4 protein-coding genes are annotated in these 2,704 nt (G+C 42.2%); 1 reads left to right on the top strand and 3 read right to left on the bottom strand.

Annotated features, from left to right (window positions below; all coding sequences use genetic code 11):
• Window positions 1–190 precede the first annotated feature (190 nt).
• The 3 genes from LD39_RS04485 to LD39_RS04480 are packed head-to-tail and all read right to left on the bottom strand — an operon-like array spanning window position 191 to window position 2,116.
• Window positions 191–1,258, bottom strand: a complete 1,068-nt coding sequence (locus LD39_RS04485) for a C45 family peptidase (protein WP_035543325.1) — start codon at window positions 1,256–1,258, stop codon at window positions 191–193.
• Window positions 1,259–1,285: 27 nt separating this feature from the next.
• Window positions 1,286–1,447 carry a hypothetical protein gene (locus tag LD39_RS22965; RefSeq protein WP_197061387.1) on the bottom strand — a complete coding sequence of 54 codons (162 nt, stop codon included), beginning with the start codon at window positions 1,445–1,447 and terminating at the stop codon, window positions 1,286–1,288.
• A gap of 15 nt (window positions 1,448–1,462) precedes the next feature.
• Window positions 1,463–2,116 (bottom strand): VC0807 family protein, encoded by a 654-nt coding sequence (locus tag LD39_RS04480; protein ID WP_231572511.1) that lies wholly within the window; start codon window positions 2,114–2,116, stop codon window positions 1,463–1,465.
• Window positions 2,117–2,368: 252 nt separating this feature from the next.
• On the opposite strand from LD39_RS04480, the gene LD39_RS04475 reads away from it, so the two are divergent.
• Window positions 2,369–2,704, top strand: a 336-nt coding sequence (locus LD39_RS04475; RefSeq protein WP_035543322.1) for an FAD-dependent oxidoreductase, incomplete at its 3' end; no start/stop codon positions are given.

The raw sequence follows: 2,704 nt of genomic DNA, 5'->3' as shown, positions 1-2,704 counted from the left end.
GGAGGCTGAGGCCGTGCCCGAGGAAAGCGAAGCATTTTGTCGGAGCGGCCATACTTCCACCTTACAAGACTAACGCCCGAAATAATGGAAAGAATTGGATATGTTGCGCTAACCTACCATGAAAAAACCGAACGATGGTGAAATCTTATCATAAGAATTTCACCATCGTTCGGTCCCAGCCCCTTCATGTTTATTTTTTTCCTGACCAATACGCTCCGTCTTCCATATGAACAAAAGGAATATCGGTATCCACTTCACCATGGATTTTATCCTGATCCAAGTCTATCCCTCCGAGCCAATTTGCAAAATCGAATTCTACAGGAGTCTGATCTCCACCAAGAGCAAACCAGGCTTTCATCTCTTTTGGTAAGTACCCAGATGTATGAATTGTCCCTGCCCAGCTGCTATAGAGCTTGGAAAATACGCCACCGTCCGTATCATTCATTAACCGGAAAGCATCGTCAGCATTTTCCAGCGAAGCACGTTGCGTATTGATGGCGTCCATCCGTTTCATCGAATCAACCAAATGGTTACGGTTTTCTTTTGTCATGATTTCAAAATGATTAGTACAGACATTTGATTCTCTTACCTCTACTCCTCTTGGAGAAGCTTCGACAACATAAGTTTGGTTGGTTGTATCAAAAACGGTGTAGCTGAAAGAATGACGATGCGGAATTTCACGAAGCATCGCCACTGCTTCTTCTACGTTCGCACACGCCTCCAACACCAAGCGTCCGATCATGCAGCAAATGAATCCGTCCCCCGGCCGCTTCCGGTGCATAAAGTTATATCCCATGACTAGTCCTTTTTCATTCATACCATCCATTCTTCCCGTGATACGCTGTGTCGGACCAATAATCGCGTATCCTTGGTCAGTTGGCTGGAAAAAGCTATATCGTCCCTCATATGTTTTCGGCATATAATCGTAATTGCGGATGAAATACCCGTCTCCTGTCATGATCGAGCATCCGGAGCGTTTATAGTCGACCCTATAGCCGCCAAACTCCATCATTACCCGTTCCATCGGCCAATCCAGTGCGTCACGGAGTCCGAGTAATTCATCCCATATTCCCGGCGCGAAGCGAGTGATCGCTTCCTTCACTTCGCTCTCCTCCACAGTGAATCGCGGCTTTCTTACCTTCCATTGCTTTTCACGATTCTTAACCGTCCATGAATTTTTCAGCTTCTCCCCTTGCCAATACCCAAAGTCATAGTGTGTTCCTCGAAATTGTATAATCTCGCTATGTATATGCTTCATGAAGAATCCCTTTCTCAGCTGATTAATTTAGTTTACTTTATCACGCTTCAATTCCTTCAATAAAGCTAAAAGCTCTTCATTTTGCTCCACTTGCTTATCTGTATTCTTTTTGATCATACGAATCCAACGGATGACGAAAGCGAGCAACAGAATGAATAAAAGATAGATAATCGCTCCGATCGGTGCCATACATCCCCCTCCTCTCTAAGCTTCTTTCTTCATGTCATCTTGAACTTCTTTGATTAAATCCGGGTTTTCATTAATGATTTTTCCAACGTAAAAGAACCCACCCATAATCACAAACGTAATTCCCCAATTGATAATTTGACGAAGAATGATGCCTTTATCAAAAGCCTCTACCCCATATTCAACAATCAGCCAGTATTTGATGGAAGCAAGCAGGATATCCTGAATAGCAAAAGCTGCCACAATCCAATTAAAGATTCGATATAACCGTTTTTTATGAAACAAACGATGACTGAACGTTCGATCGTATCCTTGCAGCTCAGTGAAGTCGAGGGCAAAATAGAGGGCGATCGGCTTCTTAATTACGATGGAAATCAAAAAAAACAAGGCTAACGCGTAAGCATATATGACGTTATTCCACAGCAATTGGATCGCTGACCCTGCCAATATGTCAATCAGAGTCCCGACAATCAGAGTAACAATCATATAAATTCCGAATACGTTCACTTTTTTCAAGGCGATGAAACGGTAAACTGTATAAATGATCCCGGGTACAGAGGAAAGAAGCATCGCATAATAATCACCAATATAGTCTCGAGTCAGGTTCCAGACAGCAAGTGGGAAAACGACATAACATATAATATCAAGCAGGATGAACTTGCTTTGTTTCACACCGGTAACCTCCTTATGGAATGAATTTCCGTTTAACACTTCTATGATGATATACGCACCTTTTTTATAATGGTTTCAAAATCATTTGAAAAAATACCTCTGAATGATAAGAATTGCTCAGTTCTTCTAGTTTTCCGTGTCGTTTTTTGGTAGTCTTAAAATGGAAAGAAAACAGAAAGCGTTTTCGATAAAAGTACTAACACCAGACCATAGAACAGCATGGATGGATTTTGAAGAAGGTGGTGTAAAAAAATGAAAAGACTTGTCATCCTGGGTGGCGGATACGGCGGTTTGAACATTTTGCATGAGCTGCTCGAAAACCTGCCGAAAGATGTACACATAACCGTCGTCGACCGTAACCCCTATCATTCATTAAAAACGGAATTCTACACCATTGCAGCTGGAACTGAATCGGACAGGCATGCCCGTGTAGATTTTCCTACTCATGATCAAGTCGACTATGTATTCGATGAAATTGAAAAAATTGATGTGGAAAACGAACAAATTATCGTTAGAAACTTAACGGAGAACCTTCCCTATGATTACCTCGTTATCGGCCTCGGCTGCGAAGATAACTACCACGGGATT

It is taken from the genome of Halobacillus sp. BBL2006 (assembly GCF_000786645.1).
GTDB lineage: Bacteria > Bacillota > Bacilli > Bacillales > Halobacillaceae > Halobacillus.
Note: the sequence above shows the minus strand (reverse complement) of the source record. Positions and strands in the feature narration are given on the sequence as shown.